At 58.9% G+C, this 25,301-nt stretch carries 21 protein-coding genes; 15 read left to right on the top strand and 6 right to left on the bottom strand.

The features are described 5' to 3' along the window. The first annotated feature begins 2 nt into the window (after positions 1–2). The 3 genes from der to EKN38_RS02020 all read left to right on the top strand — a co-directional run bounded on the left by der (position 3) and on the right by EKN38_RS02020 (position 3,594). Positions 3–1,478, top strand: a complete 1,476-nt coding sequence (der, locus tag EKN38_RS02030) for a ribosome biogenesis GTPase Der (protein WP_014832892.1) — start codon at positions 3–5, stop codon at positions 1,476–1,478. A gap of 297 nt (positions 1,479–1,775) precedes the next feature. Beyond that, the gene (locus EKN38_RS02025) at positions 1,776–3,320 is read left to right on the top strand and encodes a peptide MFS transporter (protein ID WP_014832891.1); all 1,545 of its coding nucleotides are present in this window, start codon (positions 1,776–1,778) and stop codon (positions 3,318–3,320) included. 52 nt (positions 3,321–3,372) lie between these two features. Further along, positions 3,373–3,594, top strand: coding sequence for a zinc ribbon domain-containing protein (locus EKN38_RS02020; RefSeq protein WP_014832890.1), 222 nt, complete (start codon positions 3,373–3,375; stop codon positions 3,592–3,594). Here EKN38_RS02020 and EKN38_RS02015 read toward each other — a convergent pair. From EKN38_RS02015 to xseA, 3 genes are read right to left on the bottom strand one after another with little or no spacing between them, the layout of a single operon-like run. Next, on the bottom strand, positions 3,591–3,941 hold the full coding sequence (locus EKN38_RS02015; protein ID WP_014832889.1) for a protealysin inhibitor emfourin: 351 nt from the start codon (positions 3,939–3,941) through the stop codon (positions 3,591–3,593). The two genes, EKN38_RS02020 and EKN38_RS02015, sit on opposite strands and share 4 nt — an antisense overlap. After that, a complete protein-coding gene (locus EKN38_RS02010) occupies positions 3,942–4,961 on the bottom strand; it encodes a M4 family metallopeptidase (RefSeq protein ID WP_014832888.1) in 1,020 nt (339 codons plus the stop codon). 58 nt (positions 4,962–5,019) lie between these two features. After that, entirely contained in the window at positions 5,020–6,393 is a 1,374-nt protein-coding gene (gene xseA, locus EKN38_RS02005) for an exodeoxyribonuclease VII large subunit (RefSeq protein ID WP_014832887.1), read from the bottom strand. A 159-nt stretch (positions 6,394–6,552) separates the two neighbouring features. Here xseA and guaB point away from each other — a divergent pair, with 159 nt between their 5' ends. Next, a complete protein-coding gene (gene guaB / locus EKN38_RS02000; protein ID WP_014832886.1) occupies positions 6,553–8,019 on the top strand; it encodes an IMP dehydrogenase in 1,467 nt (488 codons plus the stop codon). Between the two features lie 67 nt (positions 8,020–8,086). After that, complete coding sequence (gene guaA, locus EKN38_RS01995; RefSeq protein ID WP_014832885.1) at positions 8,087–9,664, top strand: glutamine-hydrolyzing GMP synthase; 1,578 nt, start codon at positions 8,087–8,089, stop codon at positions 9,662–9,664. Between the two features lie 56 nt (positions 9,665–9,720). Here the strand turns inward: guaA and EKN38_RS01990 are convergent, their stop codons facing one another. Continuing rightward, positions 9,721–10,551, bottom strand: coding sequence for a MurR/RpiR family transcriptional regulator (locus tag EKN38_RS01990; RefSeq protein WP_008502123.1), 831 nt, complete (start codon positions 10,549–10,551; stop codon positions 9,721–9,723). Between the two features lie 292 nt (positions 10,552–10,843). Between EKN38_RS01990 and EKN38_RS01985 the strand changes: the two genes are divergently transcribed. From EKN38_RS01985 to iolB, 10 genes are all read left to right on the top strand, one after another. Next, positions 10,844–12,349 carry a CoA-acylating methylmalonate-semialdehyde dehydrogenase gene (locus EKN38_RS01985; protein ID WP_014832884.1) on the top strand — a complete coding sequence of 502 codons (1,506 nt, stop codon included), beginning with the start codon at positions 10,844–10,846 and terminating at the stop codon, positions 12,347–12,349. A gap of 11 nt (positions 12,350–12,360) precedes the next feature. After that, positions 12,361–14,286, top strand: a complete 1,926-nt coding sequence (gene iolD, locus EKN38_RS01980; RefSeq protein WP_014832883.1) for a 3D-(3,5/4)-trihydroxycyclohexane-1,2-dione acylhydrolase (decyclizing) — start codon at positions 12,361–12,363, stop codon at positions 14,284–14,286. Between the two features lie 301 nt (positions 14,287–14,587). Continuing rightward, positions 14,588–15,574 (top strand): inositol 2-dehydrogenase, encoded by a 987-nt coding sequence (gene iolG, locus EKN38_RS01975; RefSeq protein WP_014832882.1) that lies wholly within the window; start codon positions 14,588–14,590, stop codon positions 15,572–15,574. Between the two features lie 31 nt (positions 15,575–15,605). Next, entirely contained in the window at positions 15,606–16,535 is a 930-nt protein-coding gene (locus EKN38_RS01970; protein ID WP_014832881.1) for a sugar ABC transporter substrate-binding protein, read from the top strand. Positions 16,536–16,583: 48 nt separating this feature from the next. Then, the gene (locus EKN38_RS01965) at positions 16,584–18,131 is read left to right on the top strand and encodes a sugar ABC transporter ATP-binding protein (protein ID WP_014832880.1); all 1,548 of its coding nucleotides are present in this window, start codon (positions 16,584–16,586) and stop codon (positions 18,129–18,131) included. An 11-nt stretch (positions 18,132–18,142) separates the two neighbouring features. After that, positions 18,143–19,171, top strand: coding sequence for an ABC transporter permease (locus EKN38_RS01960; protein ID WP_013098254.1), 1,029 nt, complete (start codon positions 18,143–18,145; stop codon positions 19,169–19,171). Between the two features lie 8 nt (positions 19,172–19,179). Beyond that, the gene (locus EKN38_RS01955) at positions 19,180–20,313 is read left to right on the top strand and encodes a Gfo/Idh/MocA family protein (protein WP_014832879.1); all 1,134 of its coding nucleotides are present in this window, start codon (positions 19,180–19,182) and stop codon (positions 20,311–20,313) included. 12 nt (positions 20,314–20,325) lie between these two features. Then, positions 20,326–22,230 carry a bifunctional 5-dehydro-2-deoxygluconokinase/5-dehydro-2-deoxyphosphogluconate aldolase gene (gene iolC, locus EKN38_RS01950; RefSeq protein ID WP_014832878.1) on the top strand — a complete coding sequence of 635 codons (1,905 nt, stop codon included), beginning with the start codon at positions 20,326–20,328 and terminating at the stop codon, positions 22,228–22,230. Between the two features lie 11 nt (positions 22,231–22,241). Then, positions 22,242–23,132, top strand: a complete 891-nt coding sequence (gene iolE, locus EKN38_RS01945) for a myo-inosose-2 dehydratase (protein WP_014832877.1) — start codon at positions 22,242–22,244, stop codon at positions 23,130–23,132. A 9-nt stretch (positions 23,133–23,141) separates the two neighbouring features. After that, positions 23,142–23,966, top strand: coding sequence for a 5-deoxy-glucuronate isomerase (gene iolB, locus EKN38_RS01940; RefSeq protein ID WP_014832876.1), 825 nt, complete (start codon positions 23,142–23,144; stop codon positions 23,964–23,966). Between the two features lie 89 nt (positions 23,967–24,055). Here the strand turns inward: iolB and EKN38_RS01935 are convergent, their stop codons facing one another. Continuing rightward, positions 24,056–24,799 carry an alpha/beta fold hydrolase gene (locus EKN38_RS01935; RefSeq protein WP_014832875.1) on the bottom strand — a complete coding sequence of 248 codons (744 nt, stop codon included), beginning with the start codon at positions 24,797–24,799 and terminating at the stop codon, positions 24,056–24,058. 11 nt (positions 24,800–24,810) lie between these two features. Continuing rightward, positions 24,811–25,275, bottom strand: a complete 465-nt coding sequence (locus EKN38_RS01930; protein WP_014832874.1) for a DUF6130 family protein — start codon at positions 25,273–25,275, stop codon at positions 24,811–24,813. Between the last annotated feature and the right edge of the window lie 26 nt (positions 25,276–25,301).

Raw genomic sequence — 25,301 nt, 5'->3', positions numbered from 1 at the left:
ACATGGTACCTGTGGTCGCGCTTGTCGGGCGCCCTAACGTTGGAAAATCCACTCTTTTTAACCGTTTAACACGCACCCGTGATGCGCTGGTTGCGGATTTCCCGGGGCTGACGCGTGACCGTAAGTACGGTCGTGCAGAGGTGGAAGGACGCGAGTTCATCTGTATCGATACCGGTGGTATTGACGGGACAGAAGACGGCGTTGAAACCCGCATGGCGGAACAGTCTCTGCTGGCCATCGAAGAGGCAGACGTGGTGCTGTTCATGGTGGATGCCCGTGCAGGCCTGATGCCTGCGGATTCCGCCATCGCTAAACATCTGCGTTCGCGTGAAAAACCGACCTTCCTGGTGGCGAATAAAACTGACGGTATCGATGCCGATCAGGCGATCGCCGATTTCTGGTCTTTAGGTCTGGGTGACATCTACCCAATCGCCGCATCGCATGGCCGCGGTGTGACCAGCCTGCTGGAAACCGTTCTGCTGCCGTGGGTTGACGAAGTGAACCCGCCGGAAGAGGTGGACGAAGACGCTGAATACTGGGCGCAGTTCGAAGACGGTGAAGAAGGCGAAGAAGAAGAGCCTGAAGAGGCATTCAACCCGCAGGATCTGCCGATTAAACTGGCCATTGTGGGGCGTCCAAACGTAGGTAAGTCTACGCTTACTAACCGTATTCTGGGTGAAGAGCGCGTGGTGGTATACGACATGCCAGGCACCACCCGCGACAGCATCTACATCCCGATGCAGCGTGATGAGCGTGAGTATGTGCTCATCGACACCGCGGGTGTTCGTAAGCGCGGTAAAATCACCGATGTGGTGGAGAAATTCTCCGTCATCAAAACTCTGCAGGCGATTGAAGATGCCAACGTTGTGCTGCTGGTTATCGACGCGCGTGAAGGTATCTCCGATCAGGACCTGTCGCTGCTTGGCTTTATCCTCAATAGTGGGCGCTCACTGGTTATCGTCGTGAACAAGTGGGATGGCCTGAGCAATGAAGTACGTGAGCAGGTGAAAGAGACGCTGGACTTCCGTCTGGGATTCATCGATTTCGCTCGCGTGCACTTCATCTCTGCGCTGCACGGCAGCGGTGTGGGTAACCTCTTCGACTCCGTGCGTGAAGCGTATGACAGCTCCACCCGTCGTCAGAGCACCGCCATGCTGACCCGCATTATGAACATGGCAGCGGAAGACCATCAGCCGCCGCTGGTACGTGGCCGTCGCGTGAAGCTGAAATATGCCCACGCCGGTGGTTATAACCCGCCAATCGTGGTGATTCACGGCAACCAGGTGAAAGACCTGCCGGACTCCTACAAGCGTTATCTGATGAACTACTTCCGTAAATCGCTGGACGTGATGGGCACCCCTATCCGTATTCAGTTCAAGGAAGGGGATAACCCGTTTGCCAACAAGCGCAACACATTGACGCCAAATCAGATGCGTAAGCGTAAGCGTTTGATTAAGCACATTAAGAAAAGCAAATAAGCGTTGCCGATCTCACAAAAACCCGCGCCTGTCGCGGGTTTTTTTCACCCATACAAAACGCCTGCCTTCCCTGTGTGATGTCAATCACTATTCGTTTTTAACCATGTTTAAATCTAAGAAAGTAGACAATCGTCGAATTTTCATCTTAAAGTCCAGGGTCTGGTACTAGACAAAACTAGCGCCTGGTTATCAAATGGTTAACTAACTTTTCGCCGCATGTAAAAAATCGGTCAGATACGTAACTGGCCGGCGTACGCGCGGTGATTTCAGCACAACGACATACCTTTTGGGAGAATTATGCAATCCTCTGTTAATCAAAAAGAAAGCCGAACGTTCTTCGGCCATCCTTATCCGCTCGGTTCACTGTTTTTCACCGAGATGTGGGAGCGTTTCTCATTTTACGGCATTCGTCCGTTACTGATCCTCTTTATGGCCGCCACCGTCTATGACGGCGGCATGGGGCTGGCGCGTGAAAACGCCTCTGCGATTGTCGGTATCTTCGCCGGTACCATGTATCTGGCCGCGCTGCCGGGTGGCTGGCTGGCCGATAACTGGCTCGGCCAGCAGAGAGCCGTCTGGTACGGTTCGATTCTGATTGCGCTCGGCCACCTGTCGATTGCGCTTTCGGCCATCATGGGCGACAACCTGTTCTTTATCGGCCTGATGTTTATCGTGCTGGGATCGGGCCTGTTCAAGACCTGTATCTCCGTGATGGTGGGCACCTTGTATAAAAAAGGCGATGCGCGTCGTGACGGCGGTTTCTCGCTGTTCTATATGGGCATCAACATGGGCTCATTCATTGCACCGCTAATTTCCGGCTGGTTGATTAAAACCCACGGCTGGCACTGGGGCTTTGGTATTGGCGGCATCGGGATGCTGGTGGCGCTGATTATCTTCCGCGTGTTTGCCGTGCCGTCGATGAAACGCTACGACAGCGAAGTCGGCCTCGATTCCACCTGGAACAGCCCGGTGGTAAAACGCAAGGGCGTGGGCGCCTGGCTGCTGGCGCTGGCGGTAGGGGTGGCGGTTCTCGTCACGCTGATCGCCCAGGGTGTTATTGTGATTAACCCGGTCGCGGTAGCCAGCGTGCTGGTCTATGTCATCGCGGCGTCCGTTGCGCTCTACTTTATTTACCTGTTCATCTTCGCGGGGCTGACGCGTAAAGAGCGCGCCAGGCTGCTGGTCTGCTTTATCCTGCTGGTTTCCGCTGCGTTCTTCTGGTCGGCGTTTGAACAGAAACCCACATCCTTTAACCTGTTTGCCAACGACTACACCAATCGCATGATCGGTGATTTCGAAATTCCGGCCGTGTGGTTCCAGTCGATCAACGCCCTGTTCATCATTCTGCTGGCACCGGTATTCAGCTGGGCGTGGCCGAAGCTTGCCACCATGAATATTCGTCCGAGCAGTATCACCAAGTTTGTTATCGGCATTCTCTGTGCGGCGGCGGGCTTTGGCCTGATGATGCTGGCAGCGCAGAATGTGCTTAACAACGGCGGGGCCGGGGTTTCTCCGTTCTGGCTGGTGGGCAGTATTCTGATGCTGACGCTGGGTGAGCTTTGCCTGAGCCCGATTGGCCTGGCGACCATGACGCTGCTGGCGCCAGAAAGAATGCGTGGTCAGATGATGGGACTGTGGTTCTGCGCGAGTGCGCTGGGTAACCTGGCCGCCGGTCTGATTGGCGGACACGTGAAGGCCGACCAGCTGGATATGCTGCCGGATCTCTTCGCGCGTTGCTCCATTGCACTGCTGATTTGTGCTGCAGTCCTGATCGTTCTCATTGTGCCGGTTCGTCGCATGCTGGAAAATGCCCGGACGAAACCTGCCACTGAGGCGGTATAATCGATCTGCCGGGGCGACCACGACGCCCCGGCAACAAACTTAAGGAGTTAACATGTCGATCGCCTGTCCGACCTGTCATGCCGAGCTGGAGCCGCAAAACGGCGTGGCCCACTGCGACAATTGTCATAAAGATATCGCGCTCGAAGCCCGCTGCCCGGAGTGCCATCAGCCACTCCAGGTGTTAAAAGCCTGCGGCGCGGTGGATTACTTCTGCCAGAACGGCCACGGCCTGATCTCTAAAAAACGCGTGGAGTTTGTCCCTCTCGGGGCTTAATCACCCACGCAGCCTTCGCCTTTCTGCCAGAGATCGATCAGCGACTCGGGCGCTTCCTGCTCCGGAACCAGCACAATAATATCGGTGTACTGCGCCTCGTTGTGCCGGGTCCAGAAGATCTGAATACGGAAATAACGCTGATCGCCGCTCCCCGGCGACGAGGCCTGACCAGGCGGTTGTCCACGTGGAATGGCCTGCTCCAGTATGCTTACCACGCGCTGACGCTGCGCCTCGTTGAGGGATGAGAGCGTGATAGTGCGCTGCCCGCTCAGCTTGGGAATAAAAGCGACGCCGCCTTCGCGGGCCAGCTCAACCACGGCGTCATCCGTCAGTTCCGGTACCTGCATTTACAGCACTCCCACCTGTTCCCAGGCTTGTTTTATCGCCGCCCCAACGACGCTGCCCGAGCGCTTTTCGCCGTGGGCTATCGTCAGTTTTGCGAAGGCTTCAAAATCCGCATCCTGCGCCAGATTGCGATCGCAAACTGTGTCGTACCAGGCATAACCCGCTTTTTCCCAGGCGTAGCCACCAATGGCCGTCGCGGCAAGATAAAACGCCCGGTTGGGAATACCAGAATTCAGGTGAACGCCGCCGTTATCTTCACGCGTCTTGATGAAATCCTTCATGTGCGCCGGCTGCGGATCTTTACCGAGCAGGGGATCGTTATAGGCGGTGCCCGGTTCCGACATGGAGCGCAACCCTTTACCGTTAATCCCTTTAGCCAGCAGCCCTTCACCAATCAGCCAGTCTGCTTTATCGACGGTTTGCTTCAGACGGTACTGTTTAACTAGCGAGCCAAACACATCTGACAGCGACTCGTTCAGCGCGCCTGACTGCTCAAAATAGATAAGCCCGGCTTCGGTCTCGGTGACGCCGTGGCTGAGTTCATGCGCCACAACGTCGATGGCAATGGTAAAACGGTTAAATATTTCCCCGTCGCCATCGCCAAAGACCATCTGCTGGCCGTTCCAGAAGGCGTTCTGATATTCCCGGCCATAATGCACGGTGCCGGTCAAAATAAGCCCTTTATTATCGAGCGAATCGCGTTGATATTCTTTCCAGAAGAAATCATGGGTAATACCCAAGTACTCGTAGGCCTCATCCACCGCAACATCCCCGTTGGACGGCTGGCCTTCATAGCGCACCTGGGTGCCCGGCAGCTCCTGGGTCTGTTTCGCATCGTAAATATCACGCTCCAGCTGTCCGGCTTTATTGACGTGTGGCGCGGCGGGTTTGCCGGGCATATGGGCCATCAGCGTCTGGACATGGGTTAAGGTCTGGCGGGCACAGCGCTGCTGCGGCTCTGAACCGCTTTCGATAATACGACGAAGAATATAAGGGGGAATAACGCTCTGAAGATGTGGCATGCTGCTCTCCTTATTAAAAAAGGGAATAGCAGCAGTATAGTAAGTAACCGGCGAAGAATTATCCGCTTTTGCGCTGGCGGGGCTTTTTCACCGGTTTAATTGATTTCACTTCGCTTTCCACCCAGCCGTCTGACAGACGCGTCGTCAGCATGTCACCGGCATTCACCTGTTTGGTTTGCTTCAGCACTTTGCCGTCAGTGGCGGTGGTAACGCTATACCCGCGCGCCAGGGTGGAAAGTGGGCTGACCGCTTCAAGATGGGTCACCGCATTGCCAAAGCGTTCGCGGGTGGTGCTCAGGCGTGCCCGGAGAGTCTCCGCCAGACGATACTCCAGCTGCTGAATGCGCGTTTGCGCACGGTAAATTTTCGGCTGCGGGTTTTGCTGGTTCAGGCGCTGCGTCACGCGCTGCTGACGCGACATCGCGCGCTTGAGCTGATTATCCAGCGCGACGTTCATCCGCTGGCGCAGACGCTCCAGCACGGTCTGCTGACGCGCAAGGCGAAGCTGTGGATGCTGCTGCTGCAGGCGGTGATGAAGCTGGGTAAAGCGGCGGGTACGATTCGCGAGGAAGTAGTCCATCGCCATCTCCAGACGCTGCTGGCCGTTCTGCAACTGACGCAGCAGCTCCAGCTGATTGCGGCTCACCACTTCCGCCGCTGCGGACGGCGTAGGTGCGCGTAAATCCGCAACGAAATCGGCTATCGTCACATCCGTTTCATGCCCGACCGCGCTCACTACGGGAATAACGCTGGCGAAAATCGCCCGCGCCACGCGCTCGTCGTTAAAGCTCCACAAATCTTCCAGCGAGCCGCCGCCACGCCCAACGATTAATACGTCGCACTCCTGCCGCGCGTTCGCCAGCGCAATGGCACGCACAATCTGGCCTGGCGCATCGTCACCCTGAACAGCGGTCGGGTAGATGATAACGGGCAGGGAAGGATCGCGACGCTTGAGGACATGCAAAATATCGTGCAGCGCGGCACCGGTTTTCGAGGTGATTACCCCAACGCAGTGAGCGGGTGAGGGCAGGGGCTTTTTATACTGCTGATCGAACAACCCCTCTTGCGAGAGCGCGGCTTTTAGCTGTTCATACTTCTGCTGAAGTAAGCCTTCGCCCGCAGGTTGCATGCCCTCGACGATAATCTGGTAGTCGCCGCGCGGTTCATAGAGCGTGATATTGGCGCGCACCAGCACCTGCTGACCATGCTGAGGACGAAACGTCACGCGACGGTTGCTGTTGCGGAACATGGCGCAGCGCACCTGGGCGGTGTCGTCTTTTAACGTAAAGTACCAGTGGCCGGAGGCGGGCTGCGTGAAGTTAGAGATCTCACCGCTGATCCAGACCTGCCCCATTTCCTGCTCAAGCAGCAAACGCACCGTCTGATTCAGGCGGCTGACAGTATAAATTGAGGGGGATTGAGAGGATAACATGTGAGCGGGATCAAATTCTAAATCAGCAAGTTATTCAGTCGATAGTAACCTGCTGAGAGGGGAGTGCAAGGTTTTTTTATAAAAAAGTGTGGATGCAATCGGTTACGCTCTGTATAATGCCACGGCAATATTTAACCACCCAGGTCAGAGATATTGCCCATGCTACGTATCGCTAAAGAAGCACTGACGTTTGACGACGTCCTCCTCGTTCCCGCTCACTCCACCGTTCTGCCGAATACTGCCGATCTCAGCACGCAGTTGACGAAAACCATTCGCCTGAACATTCCTATGCTCTCTGCGGCAATGGACACCGTGACTGAAGCGCGCCTGGCAATTGCCCTGGCACAGGAAGGTGGCATTGGCTTTATTCACAAAAACATGTCTATCGAGCGTCAGGCTGAAGAAGTTCGCCGCGTGAAGAAGCATGAATCCGGCATCGTATCCGATCCACAGACTGTTCTGCCTACCACCACCCTGCACGAAGTGAAAGCCCTGACCGAACGTAACGGCTTCGCCGGTTACCCGGTGGTGACTGAAGAAAACGAGCTGGTGGGTATCATCACCGGCCGTGACGTGCGTTTCGTGACCGACCTGAACCAGCCTGTCAGCGTGTACATGACGCCAAAAGAGCGTCTGGTGACCGTGCGCGAAGGTGAAGCGCGTGATGTCGTGTTCGCAAAAATGCACGAAAAACGCGTTGAGAAAGCGCTGGTTGTGGATGCGAACTTCCATCTGCGCGGTATGATCACCGTTAAAGATTTCCAGAAAGCAGAACGTAAACCTAACGCCTGTAAAGACGAGCATGGCCGTCTGCGCGTTGGCGCTGCGGTTGGCGCAGGTGCCGGTAACGAAGAGCGTGTTGATGCGCTGGTTGCCGCAGGCGTTGACGTACTGCTGATTGACTCCTCCCACGGCCACTCCGAAGGCGTTCTGCAACGTATTCGCGACACCCGTGCGAAATATCCTGATCTGCAGATCATCGGCGGTAACGTGGCGACGGGCGCAGGTGCTCGCGCGCTGGCTGACGCAGGTTGCAGCGCGGTGAAAGTGGGTATCGGCCCTGGCTCTATCTGTACTACCCGTATCGTGACCGGCGTGGGTGTTCCGCAGATCACTGCGGTTTCCGACGCTGTTGAAGCGCTGGAAGGCACCGGTATTCCGGTCATCGCAGACGGCGGTATCCGCTTCTCTGGCGACATCGCTAAAGCGATCGCCGCAGGTGCTTCCGCGGTGATGGTTGGCTCCATGCTGGCAGGGACTGAAGAATCCCCGGGTGAAATCGAACTCTACCAGGGCCGTTCTTACAAATCTTACCGCGGTATGGGTTCTCTGGGCGCGATGTCCAAAGGTTCTTCTGACCGTTACTTCCAGACCGATAACGCCGCTGACAAACTGGTGCCGGAAGGTATCGAAGGTCGCGTTGCCTACAAAGGCCGTCTGAAAGAGATCATTCACCAGCAGATGGGCGGCCTGCGCTCCTGTATGGGTCTGACCGGCTGTGGTAACATTGACCTGCTGCGTACTAAAGCGGAATTCGTACGTATCAGCGGTGCGGGTATCCAGGAGAGCCACGTTCACGACGTGACGATCACCAAAGAGTCCCCGAACTACCGTCTGGGCTCCTGATAAGTTTCCGCGCCCGGCTCATGCCGGGCGCTCTGTTTTTGTTTCACTTGCCTCGGAATAAGCGTCAATGACGGAAAACATTCATAAACATCGCATTCTCATCCTGGACTTTGGTTCTCAGTACACTCAGCTGGTGGCGCGTCGCGTGCGTGAACTGGGCGTTTACTGTGAACTGTGGGCGTGGGATGTCACGGAAGCACAGATTCGCGAATTCAATCCAAGCGGCATCATCCTGTCCGGCGGCCCGGAAAGCACCACCGAAGATAACAGCCCGCGCGCACCACAGTACGTGTTCGAAGCGGGTGTACCGGTGTTCGGCGTTTGCTACGGTATGCAGACGATGGCAATGCAGCTGGGCGGCCACGTAGAAGGCTCTAACGAGCGTGAGTTTGGCTACGCACAGGTCGAAGTGGTGAACGACAGCGCGCTGGTGCGCGGTATCGAAGACTCCCTGACTGCAGACGGCAAACCGCTGCTGGACGTGTGGATGAGCCACGGCGATAAAGTGACCGCTATCCCGTCCGACTTCGTGACCGTTGCCAGCACCGAAAGCTGCCCGTTCGCGATTATGGCGAACGAAGAGAAACGCTTCTACGGCGTGCAGTTCCACCCGGAAGTGACTCACACCCGTCAGGGTATGCGCATGCTGGAGCGCTTCGTGCGCGATATCTGCCAGTGTGAAGCCCTGTGGACCCCGGCTAAAATCATCGACGACGCCGTTGAGCGTATCCGTCAGCAGGTTGGCGATGACAAAGTGATCCTCGGCCTGTCCGGTGGCGTGGACTCCTCCGTAACCGCGATGCTGCTGCACCGCGCTATCGGTAAAAACCTGACCTGCGTATTCGTGGACAACGGTCTGCTGCGTCTGAATGAAGCCCAGCAGGTCATGGACATGTTTGGTGACCACTTCGGTCTGAACATCGTTCACGTGGAAGGCGAACAGCGCTTCCTGGACGCGCTGGCCGGTGTCAACGATCCGGAAGCCAAACGTAAGATCATTGGCCGCGTCTTCGTGGAAGTGTTCGACGAAGAAGCGCTGAAGCTGGAAGACGTGAAGTGGCTGGCACAGGGCACAATCTACCCTGACGTGATCGAATCTGCGGCCTCCGCCACCGGTAAAGCACACGTCATCAAATCTCACCACAACGTGGGCGGCCTGCCGAAAGAGATGAAGATGGGTCTGGTTGAACCGCTGCGTGAGCTGTTCAAAGACGAAGTGCGTAAGATCGGTCTGGAACTGGGTCTGCCGTACGACATGCTCTACCGTCACCCGTTCCCGGGTCCGGGTCTGGGCGTGCGCGTGCTGGGCGAAGTGAAGAAAGAGTACTGCGACCTGCTGCGTCGCGCGGATGCTATCTTCATCGAAGAGCTGCACAAAGCTGACCTGTACAACAAAGTGAGCCAGGCGTTCACCGTGTTCCTGCCGGTTCGCTCCGTCGGCGTAATGGGCGATGGCCGTAAGTACGACTGGGTTGTTTCCCTGCGTGCGGTGGAAACCATCGACTTCATGACCGCGCACTGGGCGCACCTGCCGTATGACTTCTTAGGCCGTGTGTCTAACCGCATCATCAACGAAGTGAACGGTATTTCCCGCGTGGTGTATGACATCAGCGGTAAGCCACCGGCTACGATTGAGTGGGAATAATCCCGCTCTGGGTTAACATCAAAACCCTCTGCCTGTGCAGGGGGTTTTTTATTTCCTTACTTCCCTTCACCCAACCTATACGCCAGCGCCACCACCAGCGACTGCACCAGACACAGCGTTGCCGACTGAGATCGAAACGCATCCACCTGCGCCTCTTTCACCACAAAGCAAAGATCGCTAAACGTCGCCAGCGGGCTTATCTGGCTGTCGGTAATCACAATCTGCCGCGCGCCGACGCTGGCGGCAGTTTCGCTGACCATCACCGTCTCTTCCGCGTACGGCGAGAAGCTGATCGACACCACGATGTCGCGCGCCTTAATGCGGCTGATCTGCTCACGCAGCATGCCGCCCATGCCGTCGAGCAGAATCGGGCGGCACTCCAGGTGGCTTAAAGCATAGGTGAGATAAGCAGCGACGCTAAAGGAGCGGCGCAGTCCGGCGATGTAGATAGTGTCCGCGTCGGCCAGCAGCTGTACCGCGCGCTCCAGCATCTCCGGTTCGGCGCGGGCGGCCAGCTGCTGCAGCGCCTGTGCGTTCGAGCGGGCGAACTCCTGCAGGATATCGAGTGGCGTTTCCGGCACGGCTTCGCTCTCCATTTCGCGGAACAGCCGCGCGCGATCGCTGTAGCTGGCGGTCTCCTCCACCAGGTTCATACGAAACAGCTGTTTCATCTCGTTGAAGCCGGTGAAGTCAAAGGCATTGGCAAAACGGATCAGCGTCGAGGGCGGCACATCGGCACGCTCGGCAATGACCGCAACCGTATCAAACGCCACACTGTTCGTATTATCCAGTACATAGCGGGAGACCTGCTGCAGCCTCTTGCTCAGGCTATCGTAGCGATCGCGGATTTGCTGCTGCAGTTCGTTCAGGCTGGTTGCTGTCGTCATGTTATCCCCCAAATACAGTCTTATGATTCTAAACGCAAAACCGCGTCTTTTAAATGTTGGCCATCCATCTGGCAGCAAAAATGAAACAGAAACTTCACTCATTTCATCGCCTGAAAATCCTTAATAGCGCACGCTGCGTCAGTGTTGTTGGCTGTTAACATAAAAATCCATCCTTGATCACAATAATCATCATTTATTTTATTTCAACTTAAAATGGAATATTTGTTTCATATATAGTGTTCAGTACACAGTGTTCAGGTAACAGTCACGTATCAACAGCGAGAGGTTAAGGATGGAGACGGTAGCGAATTTTATTCACGGCGAATGTGTCACCGGTTCAGGCCAGCGCGTTCAGGCGATCTTCAACCCGGCCACTGGCGAGCAGATCCGCCAGGTGGTGATGAGTACGGCCCAGGAAACGGAGCAGGCGATTGCCGCCGCGCAGCAGGCGTTCCCGGCGTGGGCACGTCATGCTCCGCTTAAGCGCGCGCGCGTGATGTTCCGCTTCAAAGCGCTACTGGAAGAGAATATGGAACGTCTGGCCCGTCTTATCAGTGAAGAGCACGGCAAGGTCTTCTCCGACGCGGTGGGCGAACTGACCCGTGGCCTGGAAGTGGTGGAGTTCGCCTGTGGCATCCCGCATCTGCAAAAGGGTGAACACTCTGCCAACGTGGGCACCGGTGTGGACAGCCACTCGCTGATGCAGCCGCTCGGCGTCTGCGCCGGGATCACGCCGTTTAACTTCCCGGCGATGGTGCCGATGTGGATGTTCCCGATTGCGCTGGCAACCGGCAATACCTTCGTGCTGAAACCGTCAGAAAAAGATCCCTCTCTGGCGCTCGCGCTGGCAAAACTGCTGAAAGAGGCCGGCCTGCCGGACGGCGTGTTTAACGTGGTGCAGGGGGATAAAGAATCCGTTGATGTGCTCCTGACCGACCCGCGCGTGCAGGCGGTGAGTTTTGTCGGCTCTACGCCGATTGCGGAATACATCTACCAGACCGCGTCCGCCCACGGTAAGCGCTGTCAGGCGCTGGGCGGCGCGAAAAACCACTGCATTCTGATGCCGGATGCCGACATGGAAATGGCGACTAATGCCATCATGGGCGCGGCCTACGGCGCGGCGGGGGAACGCTGCATGGCGCTCTCGGTGGTACTGGCTGTGGGCGATAACACCGCCGATGACCTCTGCGCCCGGCTGGAAAAACAGATTGCCGCGCTGCGCGTTGGGCCGGGTCTGGACCAGACGCCGGAAAACGAAATGGGGCCGCTTATCTCCTCCGCGCACCGCAGCAAGGTGCTGGGCTATATCGACAGCGGGGAAGCGCAGGGGGCGAAACTGCGCGTGGACGGTCGCGGCTTCAGCGTGCAGGGCCACGAGCAGGGCTATTTTGTCGGGCCGACGCTGTTCGATAATGTCACCCCGGAGATGACCATCTATAAGGAAGAGATTTTCGGCCCGGTGCTTTCTGTGGTGCGCGTAGCAGATTACGCCAGCGCGGTGGATCTGATTAACCGCCATGAATATGGTAATGGTTCAGCCATTTTCACCCGCGACGGCGGCTGCGCGCGCCGCTTCTGCGAAGAGGTGCAGGCGGGCATGGTGGGGGTTAATGTGCCGATCCCGGTGCCGATGGCGTTCCACAGTTTCGGCGGCTGGAAGCGCTCGATTTTTGGCGCGCTCAACGTTCACGGTAACGACGGCGTGCGGTTCTACACCCGAATGAAAACCGTCACCGCACGCTGGCCGGAAATGCAGCAGGAGACAGGCGCTGCGTTTTCCATGCCGACGCTGGGCTGACAGGAGGTTTTATGCAAACCGAACGTATGACTATGGCCCAGGCGCTGGTCCGGTTCCTTAATCAACAGTACGTCAGCATTGATGGCATTGAAACGCCCTTCGTGGAGGGCGTGGCGACCATTTTTGGTCATGGCAACGTGCTGGGCATCGGCCAGGCGCTGGAACAAGATCCGGGCCATCTGCAGGTAATGCAGGGCTGTAATGAGCAGGGCATCGCCCACATGGCGACGGGATTCGCCAAACAGCATCGCCGTCAGCGCATTTTCGCCGTGACTTCTTCCGTCGGGCCGGGAGCCGCCAATATGATCACCGCGGCGGCGACCGCCACGGCGAACCGTATTCCGCTGCTGCTGCTGCCGGGGGATATCTACGCCAGCCGCCAGCCGGACCCGGTGTTGCAGCAGATCGAGCAGTACCACGATCTGAGCATCAGCACCAACGACTGCTTCCGCCCGGTCTCCCGCTACTGGGACCGCATCAATCGCCCGGAGCAGTTAATGAGCGCCATGTTAAATGCGATGCGAACGCTCACTGACCCCGCAGATACCGGTGCGGTAACCCTTTGCCTGCCGCAGGACGTGCAGGGCGAAGCCTGGGATTACCCGCTGAGCTTCTTCGCGCGTCGCGTGCATCACATCGAGCGTCGACCGCCAGATCCGCAGCGTCTGGCGCAGGCGCAGGCGTTGATTGCGCGTAAACGCCGTCCGCTGGTGGTGTGCGGCGGCGGTGTACGCTACTCCGGCGCGCATGAGGCGTTGCGCGAATTTGTCGAAACGCTACAGCTGCCGTTTGCCGAAACCCAGGCCGGAAAAGGGGCGCTGGTAAGTGACCACCCACTTAATATGGGCGGGGTGGGCGTGACGGGCGGAATGGCCGCCAACCAGCTTGCGCCGCAGGCCGATTTAGTGATTGGCGTGGGGACACGTCTTACCGATTTTACCACCGGCTCCAAGGCGCTCTTTTCCCACCCGGACGTCGAGTTTCTGCTGCTCAACGTGGCCGAGTTTGACGCCCTGAAGCTCGACGCCACCGCGCTGATTGCCGATGCCCGGACCGGATTGCAGGCCTTAACCCACTCGCTCAGGGAGTATCGCAGCGGCTGGGGAGAGGAGATTGCGCAGGCGAAAGAAGCCTGGCACGACGAGTGCCGCCGTCTCTGGGATCGCCAGTGGCGCCCGGATGAGGCACCGGAAGTGGCGGGCCATCTTGATGCCCAGTTGACGGAATATGGCGAGACGCTCAACACCCGCCTGACCCAGACGCGGGTGCTGGGGCTGATTAATCAGCATGTTGAAGATAACGCCATCGTGGTGGGTGCAGCCGGTTCGCTGCCGGGAGATTTACAGCGCCTCTGGCAGGTTAAAACGCCTGATACCTATCATCTGGAGTACGGTTACTCCTGCATGGGTTACGAGATTGCGGCGGCGCTTGGCGCAAAGCTTGCCCGACCCGGGCAACCGGTTTACGCCATGGTGGGGGATGGCTCTTACATGATGCTGCACTCCGAGCTGCAAACCGCGGTGCAGGAGGGCATTAAGATCACCGTTCTGCTGTTTGATAACGCCAGCTTTGGCTGCATTAATAACCTGCAGATGGGGCATGGAATGGGAAGCTTTGGCACGGAAAATCGCCACCGTAACCCGCAAACCGGGCAGCTTGACGGACCGCTGGTGAAGGTCGATTTCGCACAAAACGCGGAAAGCTACGGCTGTCGCGCGTGGCGGGTACATGATGAGCAAACCCTGCTGGCGGCGCTGGAGGCGTCCCGCGCCCATCCAGGCCCGACGCTGTTGGACATCAAAGTGCTGCCGAAGACCATGACCCACGATTACGCCTCATGGTGGCGAACCGGCGATGCGCAGGTAGCGGCGTCTCCTGCCGTGCGCGAAGCCGCAGCGCAGACGCAGGCGCAGGTGAAAAAAGCACGTCAGTATTAAGATTTCCCGCCGTAACGAAATTTTCATTTCATTTTTCCCTCACCCTAACCCTCTCCCCAAAGGGGAGAGGGGATGGTGTGGTGCACTCTTTTCTCCCTCGCCCCTTTGGGGAGAGGGCCGGGGTGAGGGGAGCTGCTGTATGTCCTCCCATGTTGTGAGATTGATAACAAAATTTATCTCATTCATCTCAAAAGTGTTAACCCACACTCAAAAACATAATTTTCACTATTTATAAAAATGAAATAAATGTTTTATTTAAAGGGTCGTTAGTTCACAGCATTCACCAACACCGGGAGCCGTTATGTTTAACATTGCTTTACTGGGCGCTGGCCGAATTGGCCAGGTACATGCAGCTAACATCGCCAGCCACAGCGCGACCACACTCTGGTCCGTGGTTGACCCGAATCAGGAATTTGCCACCCGTCTCGCCACGCAGTATCAGGCCCGCCAGCAGAGCCTGGTTGAGGCGATGACCGACCCAGATGTTCATGCCGTGCTGATCGCCTCGGCGACCGATACCCATGCGGACCTGATTGAAATGGCCGCCCGTCATGGCAAAGCCATCTTCTGTGAAAAACCGGTACACCTCGACCTCGCCCGCGTGCGTGACTGCCTGAAAGTGGTCAAAGAGTACGACGTGCCGCTGTTCATCGGCTTTAACCGTCGCTTTGACCCGCAGTTCCGCCGCGTGAAAACCGATGCGCAGGCCGGGCGTATCGGCAAACCGGAATCGCTGCTGATCATCTCCCGCGATCCGTCTCCACCACCGGCGGAGTATGTCCGCGTCTCTGGCGGCATGTTCCGCGATATGACCATTCACGATTTTGATATGGCGCGCTTCATCATGGGTGAAGAGCCGGTGTCAGTGTATGCCCAGGGCAGTAACCTGGTGGATCCGGCGATTGGCGAGGCGGGGGACATCGACACCGCATTTATCGTTCTGAAATATGCCTCCGGCGCAATGGCGACCATCGTCAACAGCCGCCGCTCCTCGTATGGCTACGACCAGCGCCTGGAGCTGCACGGCTCTGAAGGGCTGCTCTGCGCGGGCAATATTCTTGAAAATCAGGTGCAGCACTACGGCAAACAGGGTTGCACCAGCGCGCTGCCGGAACACTTCTTCCTGCAGCGCTACAAATCCGCTTACGCCGCGGAATGGGAACACTTTGTTGCGGTATTGCGCGGCGAAGCGGTGCCTGACTGCAGCGGCGATGATGGTGAACGTGCGCTGTACCTCGCGGATAAAGCGCTGGAGTCGCTGCGTAGCCAGCGCGAGATCGTCCTCTAAACACAACCACCCTACACAGAGAGACATAATAATGAAAAAGCTGATCTTAGCCGCCCTCATCGCCATGACGTCCGGGGCCGCCCTCGCCGAAAACGAGCAAATTGTTTTCAGTACGCCAAACCTGGCGATGCCGTTTGAAGTGCACATGCAGCGCACGGCGGTGAAAGCCGCAAAAGAGATGGGCGTAAAGTTGCAGGTGCTGGACGGGCAGGGCAGTTCACCAAAGCAGGTGGCTGACCTGGAAAATGCCATCACCCGTGGAGCGCAGGGGTTCATCGTCTCCCCGAACGACGTGAACGCGGTCTCCAGCGCGGTGGATGAAATTCAGGATGCGAAGCTGCCGGTGGTCACGCTCGACCGCTCCGTCGACAGCCAGAAGAAAGTGCCGCACTTTGGCGCCAACAACTATAAAGGCGGCCAGGCGATTGGCGACTTCGTGAAAAGCAAATTCCCCGACGGGGCAGAGATCATTCTGCTCACCGGTCAGCCGGGCTCCTCTTCCAACATCGAACGCACCAAAGGGATCCGCGACAGCCTGAAAGCGGGTGGCGATAAATACAAGATCATCGCCGATCAGACCGGCAACTGGATGCGTTCTGAAGGGATGCGCATTGTAGAAAGCGTTCTGCCGTCACTGCCTAAACGCCCGCAGGTGATCCTCTCCGCCAACGATGATATGGCGCTGGGCGCGATTGAAGCACTGCAGAGCCAGGGCGTGAAGCCGGGCGAGATCCTGGTGACCGGCTTTGATGCGGTTCCTGAAGCGCTGGCCCGCGTGCGTGACGGCTGGCTGGCGGTGACCGCGGATCAGCGCCCGGGCTTTGCGGTGCAAACGGCAATGAGCCAGCTGGTGGCCAACGTGCGTGAGAAGAAAGCCATCACCGGCGCGGACTACCCGCCAACGCTTATCACCAAAGAGAACCTGCAGCAGGCTGAGCGTATCGGTGAGGCCGGTAACTAACATGTCCCGAGCCGCCTTTGGCGGCTCATCATGAGGAGGAGCAGACTGATGTCGCAACCCTTACTGAAAGTGACCGAGCTGGCGAAAAGCTTTTCCGGCGTCTGGGCGCTGAGCAATGCCCAGTTGACCGTCGGGCCGGGAGAAATCCACGCTCTGCTGGGGGAAAACGGGGCGGGAAAATCCACGCTGCTGAAGGCGCTTGCGGGCGCGCAGCCACAAACGCGCGGGGAGATCTGGTTCAACGGCGAAACGCTGCCGATAGATGACTCCCCGGTGGAACGACAGAACAAGGGCATTATCACCATCTATCAGGAATTTAACCTGCTGCCCAACATGACCGTCGCGGAAAACATGTTTCTCGGGCGCGAGCCGCGCAAGCGGAACCTGATCGTCGATGAAAAAGCGGTAAACCAGGAGGCGCAGGTCATTCTCGATTACCTGCAGCTGAACGTTGCGCCGACCACGCCTGTCGCCCGCCTGAGCGTCGCCCAGCAGCAGATGGTGGAGATCGCCCGGGCGCTGACCCTCAACGCCCGCTTAATCATTATGGACGAACCTTCCGCCGCGCTGAGCGACAGCGAAGTAGAAAGCCTGCACCGTGTGGTGCGGGAGCTTAAAAACCGCGGGGTGAGCATTATCTATGTGACGCACCGCCTGCATGAAGTTTTCCAGCTCTGCGACCGTTTCACCGTTTTCCAGGATGGCCGTTTCACCGGCACCGGCGCGGTGGCAGAAACGAACGTAGAGCAGCTGATCCGCCTGATGGTCGGGCGCGATGTGGCGTTTAACCGCCGTCCCGCCAGCGAAACCCATCATGAGGATAAACCCATCCGTCTGGCCGTGAAGGGGCTGAGCCGCGAAAAGCCGCCGCTGGATCCGCACGGTATTGCCCTGCATGACATCAGCTTCCATGTCCACGCGGGTGAGGTGCTGGGCATCGCCGGACTGGTGGGTGCGGGACGCACCGAAGTGGCCCGCTGCCTGTTTGGCGCAGACGCGTTTACCTCTGGCAACTTTGAGCTGGACGGCGTGCCGTACCAGCCGCGCGACCCGCTGTATGCCCTCGATCAGGGCGTGGCGCTGGTGCCGGAAGATCGCAAAAAAGAGGGGGCTGTGCTGGGGCTGTCGATTCGCGACAACCTGTCTCTCTCCTGCCTTTCGTCACTGCTGCACTGGCGCTGGTTCGTCAATACCCGCAAAGAGGACGATCTGATTGAGTCCTACCGCCAGGCGCTGCAGATCAAAATGGTCAACAGCGCGCAGGAGGTGCGTAAGCTCTCCGGCGGTAACCAGCAAAAAGTGATCCTCGCGCGCTGCATGGCGCTCAACCCGCGGGTGCTGATCGTCGATGAGCCAACGCGTGGCATCGACGTGGGGACCAAATCAGAAGTGCACCAGGTGCTGTTTGACATGGCGAAAAAGGGCGTGGCGGTGATTGTGATCTCCTCCGATCTGCCTGAAGTGATGGCGGTGTCCGACCGGATCATCACCCTGAGCGAAGGCCGGGTCACCGGCGAGATCCACGGCGATGATGCCAACGAAGAGCGGCTGATGACGATGATGGCCATCAACCACAACGCCCTGAACGCGGCATAACGGAGTTTCTCATGACGCAGATGATTTCTAAAACGCAGGCCCCGGTCAAACGCGCCGGACGCATCGATCCCATCGCCTTCTTCGAGCGCTTTGGGGTGCTGATTTTCATGATCCTGCTGCTGATCTTCTTCCAGTCGCAGAACAGCAATTTTTTCTCTGAACGCAACATTTTCAACATCCTGACCGAAGTCTCCATCTACGGGATCATGGCCGTGGGGATGACCTTCGTTATCCTGACCGCCGGGATTGACCTCTCCGTCGGATCCATTCTGGCGGTGTGCGCCATGACTGCGGCGTACGTGATTAAAGGCGACAACTTTACCACCGTCGACCCGAACGCCTGGGGCGGTATGAGCTGGCTGATAGGGCTGGGGATTTGTCTGGCGATGGGCACGGCGATTGGCTTCCTGCATGGCCTGGGCGTCACCCGACTGCGCCTGCCGCCGTTCATCGTCACCCTCGGGGGAATGACCATCTGGCGCGGCCTGACCCTGGTGATTAACGACGGCGCGCCAATCGCCGGTTTCGATCAGGGCTACCGCTGGTGGGGACGGGGCGAGCTGCTCGGTATCTCCATTCCGATCTGGATCTTCGCCATCGTTGCCGTTGGCGGTTATCTGGCGCTGCACAAAACCCGCTGGGGGCGCTTCGTTTACGCCATCGGTGGCAACCCGGAGGCGGCGCGACTGGCGGGGGTGAACGTGAAGCGCGTGCTGGTCAGCGTCTATGTGCTGATTGGCTGTCTGGCGGGGCTGGCAGGCTTCATCCTGAGCGCGCGTCTGGGGAGCGCCGAGGCGGTGGCCGGTATCTCCTTTGAGCTGCGCGTCATTGCCTCGGTGGTGATTGGCGGCACCTCGCTGATGGGCGGCTACGGGCGTATCGGCGGCACCATTATCGGCTCCATCATCATGGGCATTCTGATTAACGGCCTGGTGCTGATGAACGTCTCGGCTTACTACCAGCAGATTATCACCGGGTTAATTATCGTTCTGGCGGTGGCGTTTGACACCTACGCCAAGAGCCGTCGCGGCGCACTGTGAGGATCACGATGAAAGAGGTTCGTATTGGATTAATTGGCACCGGGTATATCGGCAAGGCGCATGCCATCGCCTATGCCCAGGCCCCGACGGTGTTCAACCTGCGCGGCAAGCTGGTGCGTGAGATGGTGGCCGAGGTGAACCCGACGCTGGCGGCAGAGCGCGCGCAGGCGTTTGGCTTTAACCGGTCAACCGGAGACTGGCGGGCGCTGGTGGCCGACCCGGCCATTGATGTGGTGGATATTTGCTCGCCCAACCATCTGCATAAAGAGATGGCGCTGGAGGCGATCCGCCACGGCAAGCATGTCTACTCGGAAAAACCGCTGGCGCTGAACGCCACCGATGCGCGTGAGATGGTGGAGGCCGCGAAGCGGGCAGGGGTGAAAACCCTGGTGGGGTTCAACTACATGAAAAATCCGACGGCGCAGCTGGCGAAAGAGATTATCGCCCGCGGCGAAATAGGCGAGGTGATCCACTTCTACGGTACCCACAACGAAGACTATATGGCTGACCCGCTTTCGCCCATTCACTGGCACTGCTTCAAAGAGACTGCCGGGTTGGGGGCGCTGGGCGATCTGGCGGCGCATATCGTCAATATGGCGCAGTACCTGGTGGGGGAGATTGAGCAGGTTTGCGGCGACCTGAAGATTGTGGTCCCGGCACGTCCGGCAAAGGCCGGGGCGTCGGAGATGATTGCCGTCGAAAACGAGGATCAGGCCCACGCGATGGTGCGTTTCGCGGGCGGGGCGCAGGGTGTGATTGAAACCTCCCGCGTCGCCTGCGGCCGCAAGATGGGGCTGTCGTATGTGATCACCGGGACGAAAGGCGCCATTAGCTTCACTCAGGAGCGCATGGCCGAGCTGAAGCTCTATCTGCATGACGATCCGGTCAACCGTCAGGGGTTCCGCACGCTGCTGGTCGGCCCGGCACACCCGGACTACGGCGCGTTCTGTATGGGCGCAGGCCACGGTATTGGCTTTAACGATCAAAAAACGGTGGAAGTGCGTGACCTGGTGGATGGCATTGCCGCCGACGCACCGATGTGGCCGGACTATGAAGAGGGCTGGAAGGTCTCGCGCGTGCTGGACGCGATCGCACTCTCACACCAGCAAGGCCGCTGGCTGAACGTGAATGACATTGTCTGAAGAGGTATCAACGTGGAAAAGCAGTTTGATGTGATATGCATGGGCCGCGTGGCGGTAGACCTCTACAGTCAGCAGATTGGTGCGCGGCTGGAGGATGTGTCGAGCTTTGCCAAATATCTCGGCGGCTCGTCCGGCAACGTGGCGTACGGCACGGCGCGCCAGGGGCTGCGTTCGTCGATGCTGGCGCGCGTGGGCGACGAGCATATGGGCCGGTTCCTGCGCGAAGAGCTAAATCAGGTGGGCTGTGATACCAGCCATCTGATCACCGATAAAACACGCCTCACGGCGCTGGTGCTACTCGGCATTAAAGACCGGGACACCTTTCCTCTGATTTTTTATCGCGATAACTGCGCGGATATGGCCATTACGGCCAGCGATGTGGATGAAAGCTACATTGCCTCCGCACGGTGTCTTGCCATCACCGGGACTCACCTTTCTCATCCCCAGACCCGCGAGGCGGTGCTGACGGCGCTGGGTTACGCCCGCCGTCACGGCGTACGCACGGTGCTGGACATTGATTACCGCCCGGTGCTGTGGGGGCTGACCTCCTTAGGCGATGGCGAAACCCGCTTTATCGCGGCCGATCAGGTCACCCGCGAGCTGCAGGAGGTGCTGCACCTCTTCGACGTCATTGTCGGCACCGAGGAGGAGTTCCACATTGCGGGCGGCAGCACCGACACCCTGCAGGCGCTGGCGCAGGTGCGTGCCGTGAGCCAGGCCACGCTGGTCTGCAAACGCGGCGCGCTTGGCTGTTCGGTCTATACCGGTGCCATTCCGGCCCGTCTGGATGACGGCCTGACGGTGACCGGCGTGCGCGTGGAGGTGCTGAACGTCCTCGGCGCGGGGGACGCGTTTATGTCCGGCCTGCTGCGCGGCTACCTGAACGATGAAGGCTGGGAGCAGGCATGTCGCTATGCCAACGCCTGCGGCGCGCTGGTGGTTTCGCGCCACGGCTGCGCCCCGGCAATGCCGAGCAAAATTGAGCTGGATGACTATCTCTCGCGCGCCGCACTCGTCCCACGTCCGGATCTCGACCCGCGTCTGAACCATCTGCACCGGGTCACCACCCGTCGCCGCGAATGGCCGGAGCTGTGCGTAATGGCGTTCGATCACCGCAGCCAGCTTGAAGATATGGCGCTGCAGTGCGGGGCGTCGCTCAAACGTATTCCGGCGCTCAAGCAGCTGATCCTGCAGGCCAGCCGCGAGGCGGCGAGCCGTGCCGGGCTGGCAGGCAAAGCGGGCCTGCTGTGCGACGGTACGTTTGGTCAGGACGCGCTCAACGCCATTACCGGCGAAGGGTGGTGGATCGGGCGGCCCATTGAGCTGCCGGGCTCCCGTCCGCTGGAGATGGAGCACGGCAACATCGGCACCCAGCTTATCAGCTGGCCGCAGGAGCACGTAGTGAAGTGCCTGGTCTTTTTCCACCCGGAAGACGCCCACGGCCTGCGCCTGGAGCAGGAGCAGAAAATTGCTGAGGTCTACCACGCCTGCTGCCAGTCCGGGCATGAGCTGCTGCTGGAGGTGATATTGCCCGCCAGCATGCCGCGCAGCGATGAACTTTATCTGCGCGCCATCTCCCGCTTTTACAACCTGGGTATTTACCCGGACTGGTGGAAATTGCCGCCGCTGACATCCGATGGCTGGACGGCACTGAGCGAGATTATCCAGCGTCGGGATCCGCACTGCCGTGGGGTGGTGATCCTCGGGCTGGATGCGCCTGCCGAGCAGCTGCGTGCCGGGTTTAACGCCGCGGCAGGGCACGAACTGGTGAAAGGATTTGCCGTGGGGCGCACGCTGTTTGGTGAAGCTTCCCGCGCATGGCTGAAACACGATATCGACGATGCGCAGCTGGTGGCGCGCATCCGGGACAATTACCTGCAGCTTATCGCCTGGTGGCGCGAGCGCGGACACGCATAATGGAGACGACAATGAGTGTGCAATTAGGCATTAACCCGCTGACATGGACTAACGACGATCTGCCTTCCCTTGGTGCCGAAACGCCGCTGGAGACCTGTCTGAGCGAGGGGAAAGAGGCCGGTTTTGCCGGTTTCGAACTGGGTAACAAATTCCCGCGTGAAGCGCGCCTGCTTGGCCCCATTTTGCAGCGCCACGATCTGCAGCTGGTCTCTGGCTGGTACTCCGGTCGCCTGCTGGAGCGCAGAGTGGAAGAGGAGATTGCTGCCGTGCAGTCCCACCTGACGCTGCTGCGTGAGCTGGGGGCTAAAGTGCTGGTATTTGCGGAGGTGAGCGGCTGCATTCACGGCGAGCAGCAGACGCCGGTGCATCTGCGCCCGCGCTTTCCGCAGGCACGCTGGAAGGAGTATGGCGAGAAGCTCACGGAATTTGCCCGCTACACCCAGCAGCAGGGCGTGCAAATTGCCTATCACCACCATATGGGGACGGTGATTGAGTCCGCTGACGACGTGGACAACCTGATGACCCATACCGGCGAAGAGGTCGGGTTGCTGCTGGACACCGGTCACCTGACTTTTGCCGGGGCCGATCCGCTGGCGGTGGCGCAGCGCTGGGCGTCGCGCATCAACCACGTTCACTGCAAAGACGTGCGTGCCGACGTGCTGGCGGATGTCAAAAACCGCAAAACCAGCTTCCTCGATGCGGTGCTGAGCGGCGTATTTACCGTGCCGGGCGACGGTTGCGTGGATTATCCGCCGATCATGCAGCTGCTGAAAGCGCAGGATTATCACGGCTGGCTGGTGGTGGAGGCGGAGCAGGATCCGGCGATTGCCCATCCGCTGACCTATGCCCGTCTGGGGTATAACAACCTGAGCCGCCTGGCGCGCGACGCCGGGCTTATCTGAGGAGGTGACATGTCACGTCTGTTATCACGCTGGCAACAGCCGAACGCTGAGGGGCGGACCCAGTCCGTCACGCCGGAACGCGCCGGGTGGGGATATGTTGGCTTTGAGGCCTATGAGCTGCAGGAGGGGCAGCAGCTGACGCTGCCCGCGGTCAGCGAAGAGCGCTGTCTGGTACTGGTGGCCGGGCGCGCCTCCATCAGCACGCCTTCCGCGCAGTTTAACGATATAGGCGAGCGGATGAGCCCGTTCGAGCGCATCAAGCCGTGGGCGGTGTACGTTACCCCGCAGGAGACGGTGCAGGTGAAGGCGCTCACGAAGCTGGAACTGGCGGTTTGCGCCGCTCCGGGTAAAGGTAGCTGGCCGACGCGGCTGATTGCACCGCAGGATATCGACGCTGAAGCGCGCGGCAAAGGCCATAACCAGCGCTATGTGCACAACATTCTGCCGGAAGACAAACCGGCTGACAGCCTGCTGGTGGTGGAGGTCTGGACCAACGAAGGCTGCACCAGCTCATACCCGAGCCATAAGCACGACACGGATAATCCGCCCCAGGAGACGTATCTGGAGGAGACCTATTACCATCGCCTCAACCCGGAGCAGGGTTTCTGCATGCAGCGGGTCTACACTGACGACAGAACGCTGGATGAATGCATGGCGGTCTACAACCGTGACGTGGTGATGGTGCCGAAGGGCTACCACCCGGTGGCAACCATGGCGGGGTATGACAGCTACTACCTCAACGTAATGGCCGGGCCGGTGCGCAAATGGATGTTCACGTGGGAAGAGGACCACGCGTGGATTAACCGGGATTATCCCGCAGAGAGTGGGGGCTGAAGCGGCCTTTCTTGTCGGGTGGCGCTGCGCTTACCCGACCTGCGAAACCGTAGGCTCGCGCAAGCACAGCGCCGCTGGCCGAATTGTCTTCAGTGCATCTGCCTCGCCTGCTCAATCGTGCGCGCAATGGCTTCCGGCTGGCTCACCATCGACACGTGGCTTGCCGCGACCTCGGTGGTGTTCGCATGGATGGCCTTCGCCATCGCGCGTTCAAGCTCAGGATTGATCATCCGGTCGTTCTTGCTTACCACATACCAGCTCGGCTTAGCGTGCCACGCCGCGCGAGTGATCTTTTCACCAAACGCATCGCCCTTTATTGGCCCCTGCGTGGCGGCGATAATCTGTTGTTCACCCGCTTTCACATCCGGTGCGAAGTCCTTACTGACCGACGCAGGCGGCAGGTATAAAAAGCCGTCCGCGGTTTTCGCGATACCCGCGCTCCCCGGTGGCGCCGGGTAGCTATTCGCCAGCTCTGCCGTTGACTGACCGGCGTCCGGCGCGAACGCCGCCACATATACCAGCGCTTTCACCCGCGCATCGTTGCCGGCCTCGCTAATCACGGTGCCGCCCCAGGAGTGACCTACCAGTACCACATCCCCGTGTGCGCGGGCGATGGCGCGCCGGGTGGCCGCTACGTCATCTTTCAGCGATGTGAGCGGCAGCTGAACGGCGATAACCTCGGTGTGGCGTTTCTGTAAACGGGAAATCACCTTATTCCAGCTGCTGCCGTCGGCAAAGGCGCCATGCACCAGCACCACGCTGGTTTCACTCTGCGCAAAGGCGCTGGCCGACATCGCCAGCAGACCCGCCGTCAGTATCGATACTGTTTTCATCTTCAGGCTCCTCAGAAATGGTGGACCGGCGCATGCGGCGGCACGGTGAACTCAAGGGTTTTATGGTCGAGAGGCTTATGTGTCGGGTCGGCCAGGATAATGGTCACCTTGTGTTTTCCGGCGGGCAGTCCCACCAGAATCACCGGCTCACCGCTGGTGTCCGCCCAGTGCCAGGGGGCGTCATCCACCACAACGTGAATATGGCCGATGCGCGGAGTGACTTTCAGTGCGTCGGGTCCAAAGACAGGTTCAATGCGCAGGTTTTCAACACGGTACTGAATAAAGACGGCGCCCTTACTCAGCGGGCCTGCCAGCGGCGGATCGACAATCAGCCTGGCGGGCGGCTGGGGCTGCTCAAGCGGGGCAACGGCAGCCGGACCGTTGACGTCGGCGGCGCTGAGATTATCCAGTGGTGCCCCCCAGGAGCTGACCGATGCCACGGCCAGGGCCGGGAGCAATAAATATCGGCGAATCATCTGTGTCTCCTTATCGGTTCATAGTG

This window comes from Enterobacter sp. WCHEn045836 (genome assembly GCF_003965585.1).
Classification (GTDB): Bacteria; Pseudomonadota; Gammaproteobacteria; order Enterobacterales; family Enterobacteriaceae; genus Enterobacter; species Enterobacter dissolvens.
The sequence above is the reverse complement of the archived record's forward strand: the minus strand, read 5'-3'. Positions and strand labels throughout refer to the sequence as shown.

Coding starts and splice junctions, on each gene's coding strand:
- der (WP_014832892.1), top strand. CDS start 3: ATGGTACCTGTGGTCGCGCTTGTCGGGCGCCCTAACGTTGGAAAATCC.
- EKN38_RS02025 (WP_014832891.1), top strand. CDS start 1,776: ATGCAATCCTCTGTTAATCAAAAAGAAAGCCGAACGTTCTTCGGCCAT.
- EKN38_RS02020 (WP_014832890.1), top strand. CDS start 3,373: ATGTCGATCGCCTGTCCGACCTGTCATGCCGAGCTGGAGCCGCAAAAC.
- EKN38_RS02015 (WP_014832889.1), bottom strand. CDS start 3,941: ATGCAGGTACCGGAACTGACGGATGACGCCGTGGTTGAGCTGGCCCGC.
- EKN38_RS02010 (WP_014832888.1), bottom strand. CDS start 4,961: ATGCCACATCTTCAGAGCGTTATTCCCCCTTATATTCTTCGTCGTATT.
- xseA (WP_014832887.1), bottom strand. CDS start 6,393: ATGTTATCCTCTCAATCCCCCTCAATTTATACTGTCAGCCGCCTGAAT.
- guaB (WP_014832886.1), top strand. CDS start 6,553: ATGCTACGTATCGCTAAAGAAGCACTGACGTTTGACGACGTCCTCCTC.
- guaA (WP_014832885.1), top strand. CDS start 8,087: ATGACGGAAAACATTCATAAACATCGCATTCTCATCCTGGACTTTGGT.
- EKN38_RS01990 (WP_008502123.1), bottom strand. CDS start 10,551: ATGACGACAGCAACCAGCCTGAACGAACTGCAGCAGCAAATCCGCGAT.
- EKN38_RS01985 (WP_014832884.1), top strand. CDS start 10,844: ATGGAGACGGTAGCGAATTTTATTCACGGCGAATGTGTCACCGGTTCA.
- iolD (WP_014832883.1), top strand. CDS start 12,361: ATGCAAACCGAACGTATGACTATGGCCCAGGCGCTGGTCCGGTTCCTT.
- iolG (WP_014832882.1), top strand. CDS start 14,588: ATGTTTAACATTGCTTTACTGGGCGCTGGCCGAATTGGCCAGGTACAT.
- EKN38_RS01970 (WP_014832881.1), top strand. CDS start 15,606: ATGAAAAAGCTGATCTTAGCCGCCCTCATCGCCATGACGTCCGGGGCC.
- EKN38_RS01965 (WP_014832880.1), top strand. CDS start 16,584: ATGTCGCAACCCTTACTGAAAGTGACCGAGCTGGCGAAAAGCTTTTCC.
- EKN38_RS01960 (WP_013098254.1), top strand. CDS start 18,143: ATGACGCAGATGATTTCTAAAACGCAGGCCCCGGTCAAACGCGCCGGA.
- EKN38_RS01955 (WP_014832879.1), top strand. CDS start 19,180: ATGAAAGAGGTTCGTATTGGATTAATTGGCACCGGGTATATCGGCAAG.
- iolE (WP_014832877.1), top strand. CDS start 22,242: ATGAGTGTGCAATTAGGCATTAACCCGCTGACATGGACTAACGACGAT.
- iolB (WP_014832876.1), top strand. CDS start 23,142: ATGTCACGTCTGTTATCACGCTGGCAACAGCCGAACGCTGAGGGGCGG.
- EKN38_RS01935 (WP_014832875.1), bottom strand. CDS start 24,799: ATGAAAACAGTATCGATACTGACGGCGGGTCTGCTGGCGATGTCGGCC.
- EKN38_RS01930 (WP_014832874.1), bottom strand. CDS start 25,275: ATGATTCGCCGATATTTATTGCTCCCGGCCCTGGCCGTGGCATCGGTC.